Annotated in this window: 7 protein-coding genes; 6 read left to right on the forward strand and 1 reads right to left on the reverse strand. The window is 65.9% G+C overall.

Annotation, left to right across the window (positions count from 1 at the left end; genetic code table 11):
• The first annotated feature begins 100 nt into the window (after positions 1–100).
• The 6 genes from K789_RS0117600 to K789_RS0117625 all read left to right on the forward strand — a co-directional run bounded on the left by K789_RS0117600 (position 101) and on the right by K789_RS0117625 (position 6,694).
• Positions 101–1,129 carry a VOC family protein gene (locus K789_RS0117600; RefSeq protein WP_024367914.1) on the forward strand — a complete coding sequence of 343 codons (1,029 nt, stop codon included), beginning with the start codon at positions 101–103 and terminating at the stop codon, positions 1,127–1,129.
• A complete protein-coding gene (locus K789_RS0117605) occupies positions 1,129–2,622 on the forward strand; it encodes an aldehyde dehydrogenase family protein (RefSeq protein WP_024367915.1) in 1,494 nt (497 codons plus the stop codon). The genes K789_RS0117600 and K789_RS0117605 overlap by 1 nt, the downstream gene beginning before the upstream one ends.
• 98 nt (positions 2,623–2,720) lie before the next feature.
• On the forward strand, positions 2,721–3,617 hold the full coding sequence (locus tag K789_RS0117610; RefSeq protein WP_024367916.1) for a methylenetetrahydrofolate reductase: 897 nt from the start codon (positions 2,721–2,723) through the stop codon (positions 3,615–3,617).
• A 9-nt stretch (positions 3,618–3,626) separates the two neighbouring features.
• Positions 3,627–4,499 carry a formyltetrahydrofolate deformylase gene (gene purU / locus K789_RS0117615; protein WP_024367917.1) on the forward strand — a complete coding sequence of 291 codons (873 nt, stop codon included), beginning with the start codon at positions 3,627–3,629 and terminating at the stop codon, positions 4,497–4,499.
• 90 nt (positions 4,500–4,589) lie between these two features.
• Entirely contained in the window at positions 4,590–6,002 is a 1,413-nt protein-coding gene (ligM, locus tag K789_RS0117620; RefSeq protein WP_024367918.1) for a vanillate/3-O-methylgallate O-demethylase, read from the forward strand.
• A gap of 71 nt (positions 6,003–6,073) precedes the next feature.
• Positions 6,074–6,694 (forward strand): PadR family transcriptional regulator, encoded by a 621-nt coding sequence (locus K789_RS0117625; protein ID WP_024367919.1) that lies wholly within the window; start codon positions 6,074–6,076, stop codon positions 6,692–6,694.
• A 26-nt stretch (positions 6,695–6,720) separates the two neighbouring features.
• Here K789_RS0117625 and K789_RS0117630 read toward each other — a convergent pair whose 3' ends face one another.
• Complete coding sequence (locus K789_RS0117630; RefSeq protein WP_024367920.1) at positions 6,721–7,977, reverse strand: ABC transporter substrate-binding protein; 1,257 nt, start codon at positions 7,975–7,977, stop codon at positions 6,721–6,723.
• Positions 7,978–8,079 lie beyond the last annotated feature (102 nt).

The following is an 8,079-nucleotide window of genomic DNA, read 5'->3' on the forward strand; positions in this document are numbered from 1 at the left end:
TACCCGCTCGGCCGCCCTGCGCACGGCGCGAAAAATCTTCGAGGGGCACGTCTACCCCCGCCCCCGCCTGTGACACCCACCCCTGAGAGAGGACAGTTCCATGACCGAGTTCACCTCGTTCGACGTCGCCCACCTGGGAAACGTGGAGCTACTGACTCCCACCTTCGAAAAAAGCCTGTGGTTTTTCCGCGACCTGCTGGCCATGCGCGTCGTCGCCGAATCCGGCGCAGCCGGGGAAAAGACAGCCGGGAAGAACAGGTCGGTGTACCTGCGGACGTGGGACGAGTATCAGCTCTACACGCTGAAGCTCACCGAGTCGGCCGACGCCGGCGTCGGGCGGACCACGTTCCGGACGACCAGCCAGGCGGCGCTCGAGCGCCGGGTGGCGGCGATCGAGGCTACCGGCCTCGGCGTCGGCTGGGTGGACGGCGAGGTGGGCACGGGTCCTGCCTATGCGTTCCGCGACCCCGACGGCCACGACCTGGCGATCTACTACGAGACCGCGCGGTATGTGGCCACCGATGACAAGCCCGCGCTGAAGAACCAGGCCTCGGCCTTTCCCGGCCGCGGTGTGAACGCCAGGCGGCTGGACCACATCAACTTTCTGGCCAAGGACGTGGTGGCCAACGGAGAGTTCGTGGCGAAGGCGTTGGGGGGACGCGAGAGCGAGCGCATCAAGCTCGACGACGGCGGCTATGCCGCCTGGTGGTTCCACTTCAACAACAAGTCCTACGACATCGTGTACTCCGATGACTGGCTGAAACACGGCAACCGGCTGCACCACGTCGCATTCGCCCCGGACACCCGCGAGGACATCCTCAAGGCGGCCGACATCTTCCTGGAGAACGGCATCCACATCGAGTCGGGCCCGCACAAGCACGCCATCAACCAGACGTTTTTCCTCTATGTCTGGGAGCCCGGCGGCAACCGCATTGAGTTCGCCAACGCCGGTGCCCGCCTGCTGTTGGATCCTGACTCGCCGGTGGTGGAATGGACCCAGGAGGAACGCAAAAAGGGGCAGGCCTGGGGCATGAAAACGATCGAGACGTTCCACACCCACGGAACGCCCAACGTCGCCGCTGGCGAAATGAACGTATCCGGCAGTACTGCACAGAGAGGTGCGAAGTAATGACCAACGCAATGAACACATCGACACCGGTGACGACCGGCCTGTACATCGGGGGGACCGAGCGCCAGGCCGCTTCGACCCTTGAGATCGTGGACCCGGGAAAACCCGGCGTCACGGTCGGGCACGCGGCTGCGGCGGGCCCCGGTGACGTCGACGACGCGATTGCGTCGGCGAAGGCGGCGTACCCCGGGTGGTCTGCGCTGAGCGCGCAGGAGCGCGCAGAGCAGATGCGCGTGGCGCTGGAGGGCATCGCCGATTTCCGTGACGAGGATGCCGCCATCCTGTCCCAGGAGAACGGGAAGATCCGTCTCGAGGCGTGGGTCGACTCCCTGGTGTTCGAGATCCGGTGGAACCTCGCACTCGCGCTGGCTGACGAGGTGGACGCCACCAAGGTGCTTCCGCCGGCGCCGGGGATCCCTGTGTCCACCACCGTCGCGTTCCAGCCGCTCGGTGTGGTGACGGTCATCGTGCCGTTCAACTGGCCCATCGCGATCCTCGCGGCCTCGCTGCCGCACGCGCTTCTTGCCGGCAACACCGCAATCGTGAAGCCCCCGCCCACGGCTCCGCTCGCGACTACCCGGGTGGTCCAGAGGATCGCGGAGAAACTGCCGCCCGGCGTGCTGAACGTCGTGACGGGCAAGGACGCCGACATGGCCGGCCTGATCACCAGCCCCGACGTCGCAAAGGTTTGCTTCACCGGCAGTGTCGCGGGCGGCAAGCGCATCATGGAGATGGCCTCGAAATCACTGACCCGGGTGACGCTGGAACTCGGCGGAAACGACGCCGCCGTCATTCTGGAGGACGCCATCCTCGACGACACCCACCTCGACCGCCTGTATGCCGCGATCTTCGACACCACCGGCCAGATCTGCATGAACGCGAAGCGGATCTACGTCCAGCGTTCGCGCCTGGACGAGGTCGTCGCGGGGCTGTCCGGCCGGCTCGAGCATGCCGTGATCGGCTACGGCCTGGCGGAGGGGACCACGATGGGGCCCCTGCACTCGCCGGTGCAGAAGGCCTTTGTCACCGAGCTCATCGAGGAGGCGAAGGCGGCAGGTGCCGACGTCAGGGAGTATGGAGCACTTCCGGCGGACCCGGCCCTGCAGGGCGGCAACTTCCTGCGCCCCGCGCTGGTGATCGACCCCGACCCCTCGCTGCGTGTCGTCACCCAGGAGCAGTTCGGGCCGGTCATTCCGCTCATCCCGTTCGACACCGAGGATGAGGGGGTCCAGGCCGCGAATGCCACGTGGGCTGGGCTCTGCGGCTCGGTCTGGACCGCCGACCCCGCAACAGCGGACCGCGTGGGCGGACAGCTGGTCTGCGGCTATGTCTGGGTCAACGACCACGGCGCGACACGGCTGGACCTGCGCGCTCCGTTTGGCGGCATGAAGCAGTCCGGTATGGGCCGGGAGCAGGGGATCGAAGGCGTCCGGGCATTCCAGGACACCCGCGCGATCGCCCACCTCGAACCCGAACCCCCGTCGGCGGAGTGACCGGCGCAGCCACTTTAGTAATACCTATGGACAGTCCCTATCTGCATAGGTAAAGTCGGAGGTGGGCGCAACGTTGCACCCACCGAAAGGACTCTCCGATGGCGACTCGAATCACGCCCGCGACCAACCGGGCAGCATCGCTGGAACTCATCCAAGATTTCTCACTCGAAATGACCGGAAAGGACATCCCCGCCCTTGCCGAGGCAAAGGGCCATATCCCTCCCGGCACGCGGATCAACGTCACTTTCCTCGGCAACGAGGACCTGGAGATGCGGGTGGCCGCCGCCAAGGCGGCCCGCGACCTCGGCTTCGTACCGGTCCCGCACATCTCCGCGCGCCGCCTGAAGTCCAGGGAGCAGCTCGAGGAATTCCTCGGTCGCCTCCAGGAGGCAGGCGCCTCGGAACACGTTTTCGTCGTCGGCGGTGATCCGGCCACGCCCGTTGGTCCCTACGAGGACTCGCTCGAAGTCATCCGCAGCGGCATCCTCCAGCAGTTTGGAGTGCGCGAAGTCGGCATCAGCGGATACCCGGAGGACCACCCGGACATCCCGAAGGCGACCCTCTGGCGCGCCCTGGAGGACAAGACCTCGGAGCTCACCGAGCAGGGCCTCGGCGCCGTCATCCTGACCCAATTCGCGTTCGACACCGATCCCGTCGCCGACTGGATCGATGCAGTGCGGGCCAAGGGCATCAATGCCCCGATCCGCGTCGGTACGCCCGGGCCGGCAGGCGTCAAACGGCTCCTGAGTTTCGCGCGCCGCTTCGGCGTCGGCGCCAACGCGATGATCGTGAAGAAGTACGGTTTCTCGCTCACGAACCTCATGGGTGATGCGGGTCCGGACAGGTTCGTCAACGATCTTGCGGCCGTGCTTGCAGAACGTACCCACGGCTCGCAGCCGCACAGCGGAGGGCGCGTGGGCTTGCACTTCTACACCTTTGGCGGCCTGCTGGCGACGGCGGAGTGGGCCCGGGACTTCGTCTCCGGGCAGGGCTGAGGAGGCAGCGTGGCCCTCCATACCGAATCCCTGAAGGATCAGTCGTGCCTGATCGTCCACGGCCCCGACCGGCCCGGGATTGTGGCCGCCGTCGCGGCCCTGGTCACCCGCAACAACGGGAACATCGTCTCCCTGGACCAGTACTCGTCCGACCCGACGTCGGGCGATTTCTTCCAGCGGGTGGTGTTCAACCGGCCCGACCTTGCAGCCGCGATGCCCGCGATCGAGGCGGACCTGCACAAGACCCTGGCCCCGCTGGGGCTCTCCTGGACGCTCACCGACCGGTCAGTCCCCAAGCGCATGGCCATCCTCGTGTCGACGTCTGACCACTGCCTGCTCGAACTGCTCTGGCGGCACCGGCGCGGTGAGCTGCCGGTGACCATCCCGATGGTGATCTCGAACCACACGAACACGGCCGAGGACGTCCGTTCCTTCGGGGTTCCCTTCTTCCACGTGCCATCACTTGGCGCAGACAAGTCACAGGCGGAATCCGGGATCCTCAAGCTGCTGGACGGGAACGTGGATTTCGTGGTGCTGGCGCGCTACATGCAGATCCTGTCCCCGGAGTTCCTGGACCGGGTGGGGGTGCCGCTGATCAACATCCACCACTCCTTCCTGCCCGCGTTCATCGGCGCGGCCCCGTACCGCAAGGCAAAGGAGCGGGGCGTCAAACTGATCGGCGCGACCTCGCACTACGTGACCAAAGACCTCGATGAGGGCCCGATTATTGAGCAGGACGTCGCCCGTGTGACACATGCCCATTCGGCCGCCGATCTCCAGGCCCGCGGCGCGTACGTCGAACGGGCCGTGCTCTCGCGTGCCGTCCAATGGCACGCCGAGGACCGCGTCATCCGGCACGGCAACCAGACCATCGTTTTCTGACCCCAAAAATCCCTACGCCGCAGGGTTCCTCCCCGCGGCCCCGACAGAACAGTCCGACAGCACCAACCGACACAGAACAAGAGGTTCACCGTGGCACCTAAGAATCTGCAGGAAGTCCTTGACGCATCCCGCGGCGCAGTCGACCTCCTCCGCAACTCCCAGATCGGCTCGTACATCTACCCGGTGGTTCCGGCCGACTTCCAGAACTGGATCAAGGAGCAGACCGCCTGGCGCCAGACCGCCGTGCTATACGACCAGTCGCACCATATGGACAACCTGTTCATGAAGGGCTCGGACGCGATCAAGCTGATCACCTCCACGGCGATCAATTCGACCGCCACGTTCCCCGTCAACAAGGCGAAGCAGTATGTGCCGACCACCGAGTCCGGACACGTCATTGGCGACGGCATCCTCTTCCGCGAGGCAGAGGACGAGTACGTCTACGTCGGACGCGCCCCGGCGGCGAACTGGCTGCTCTACCACGGCGAGACCGGCGGCTACGGGAATCTCGACATCACAGTGGACCGCCGTTCGCCCTCACGGCCCTACGGCAACCAGGTGAGCCGCCAGTACTACCGCTTCCAGATCCAGGGACCGAACGCCTGGCAGGTGATCGAAAAGCTCAACGGGGGCCCGCTCGAGCAGCTCAAGTTCTTCAACATGTCGACCATGACGATCGACGGTACGACCGTCCGCACCCTCCGCCACGGGATGGCCGGCGCACCCGGGCTCGAGATCTGGGGCCCGTACGCCGACCACGGCCGCATTCGCGACGCGATCGTCGAGGCCGGCGCCGAGTTCGGGCTCGTTCCGGTCGGTTCGCGCGCCTACCCGTCCAACACGCTCGAATCAGGCTGGATCCCCTCGCCGTTGCCGGCTATCTACACCGGCGAAGCCGAGCGCGGCTATCGCGAATGGCTTCCCGCGGACGGCTACGAGGCGACCGGAACCCTCGCCGGGTCTTTCGTGTCCGGGAACATCGAGGACTACTACCTGACTCCCTGGGAGCTCGGCTACGGCTCGTTCGTGAAGTTCGACCACGACTTCATCGGACGCGATGCCCTGGAGCGGATCGACCCGGCCGCGCAGCGCAAGAAGGTGACCCTGGCCTGGGACGCTGCAGATGTCACGTCGATCTTCGCATCGCTGTTCAACGTGGAAGGACCGAGCTACAAGTTCTTCGACCTGCCGCTGGCAAACTACGGCTCGGCGAACTACGACTCCGTTGTCGACGCCGACGGAACGGTCGTCGGTTACTCGATGTTCACCGGCTACAGCGCGAACGAGCGGCGGGCACTGTCGCTCGCGACGATCGACGCCAATGTTCCCGAGGGCACCGAACTGAGGGTCGTGTGGGGAGAGCCGAACGGCGGCACCGCCAAGGCTGCCGTGGAGCCGCACGTGCAGACGGAGGTGCGCGCCGTCGTCAGCCCCGTGCCCTACTCCACGGTCGCACGCGCCACATATCAGGGCGGCTGGCGCACGAACTACCAGTCGGCCTAGGCTGGGAACCTCGGTGCAAGGGGGCTGCGGCGCCCCCTTGCACCTCCGGCCAGCCACTCAAGGAGTACCGCATGAGCCTTCGATACGCGCTGCTGGCGTTGCTGCGCGTGGGCCCGCTCTCCGGGTACGAACTGCAGAAGCAGTTCTCCTTGTCGGTGGGGCACGTGTGGCACGCCCCCGACTCCCAGATCTACCCCGAGTTGCGCAAAATGGAGGCCGATAACCTCGTCGAGGGCGAAGAGCAACCGCGGGGCCAGCGCGCCACCAGGCGCGTCTATCACGTGACGGATGCCGGGAACAGGGCCTTCCTCGCCTGGATGCAGACACCCTTGGAGTATGCACGCGTCCGCGATCCCGCCCACCTGCGGGCCGCCTACCTCGAAGCGGCGTCTCCCGGGGCGGCACGCGACTTCTTCCGCAGGCACAGTGCGCAGTGGGAGCGCGAACTCGCGCAATGGGAGGGTGAACTCCTCCGTATCTCCGAGGTGGCCAACCCGATGCTGGTGCGGCGCCTCGCGGTCACTGAACCTGCGGACCGCGAACGCACAATCGCGTTCAAGCGCTTTACCTACGAGGGCCTCGTTGACCGGGCCCGCGTCGAGATTGCCTGGGCAGAGCGTGGGCTCAAGCTCATCGACGAGCTGGAAGCCTCGGGCGGAGTGTGGACCGACCCGAGCGCCTCCCGCGTCTAGCGGCCTCCACCGGCCGCGCCAGGCGGCTACCCGAAGTTCTCCGCTGTCGCGTATCCCTTTCCGTTGTACTTCTGCACGATCACCGACGACACGGCCGGCTGCCCGTCGACTGTCGTGTCAATCGACGTCCCCGACAGCATCAGGGGCGCCTGCAAGCCCTTGATGTTCCGCAGGGCGGTCATGAAGCTGTCACGCGTCGGCTCGGTCATATTCTTGAACGCCTGCTCAAGCGTGGCTCCCACCATGTAGCTCCACATGCAGTGCGGGAACGCCGGCATGTCCGGGTAGTTGCCGTACTGCTTGAGTTCCGAAAGGAACTTGACGACGTCGGGGTCCTTGGCGAACGCCGGACTCTGGGGCGCCTTGGCGAAGGATACGGAGTAGATGCCGGGGTAGGCACTCGCGCCGCCGGGCTCAAGGATCGCCGTGGGGCTCGAGGTGTTGGAGGGGAGGAACCAGCTGGGCTTCCAGCCGATCTGCTGAGCCTTCTGCAGCGAGGAAATCGTGAGCGGCGTGACCGACATGGCGTTGAAGAAGACATCCGCCCCTGACGCGGCGAGCTGGGTGAGCTGCGCGTCCACCGAGGTGTCAGTGGCCTCGTAGGTTTGTTCCCCGACCACCGAGATGTTGGATGCGCCCTTGATGGCATCCTTGAAGCCCGACACGTAGCCCTTGCCGTAGTCGTCGTTCTGCGACAGGATGGCGACCTTGTGCTGATCTTTCGATGCTGTCAGCAGCTTGCCGAAGGCAGCTCCCTCATTCTGGTAGATCGGCACAAACCCCAGCTGCCAGGGGCTCTGCTTCTGGTCGCTGAACAGAGGGTCGCCGGTCATCACAAGCACCTGCGGGACCTTCTGGCTGATGGCGGCCTCACGGAAGGCCCGGTTGGTCGGGGTGCCGAGGCCCGCCGTGGCGGCGAACACATTGTCCGACACCATCTGCTGGAAGTTCGCCAGCGATTTCTGCGGATCGTACGCGTCATCGTAGGACTTGATGGTGACGGTGCGTGTCTTGCCGTCGCCGAACTTCACCCCGCCCGCCGCGTTCACAGCACCGAAGTAGGCCGAGACGCCTGCAACAGTGCAGGTCCCCGGACCGGCGGTCGCGCCGCTGAGCGGAGTGGTGATACCGAGAGTGATCGAAGTGTCCGTAATTCCGGGGGAAGCCCCCGAGCCGCCGCCCTGCCCGGAGCCGCCGCGGGTGCAACCCGAGAGGGAGAGCGCGACGATCGATGCCATCGCGACGATGCCAAGGACCCCGCCTGGCTTTTTGCTAATCTTCATGATCGATCTTGCCTCTCTATGTTTTCGAGTCCCTCCCGCGCAGCGTCCGGAACCGGATGCTGCGCAGGAGCGGTCTGCGGGGGATTCCCGGATGTGGGGCGG

The sequence above is a fragment of the Arthrobacter sp. TB 26 genome (assembly GCF_000427315.1).
Taxonomy (GTDB): domain Bacteria; phylum Actinomycetota; class Actinomycetes; order Actinomycetales; family Micrococcaceae; genus Arthrobacter.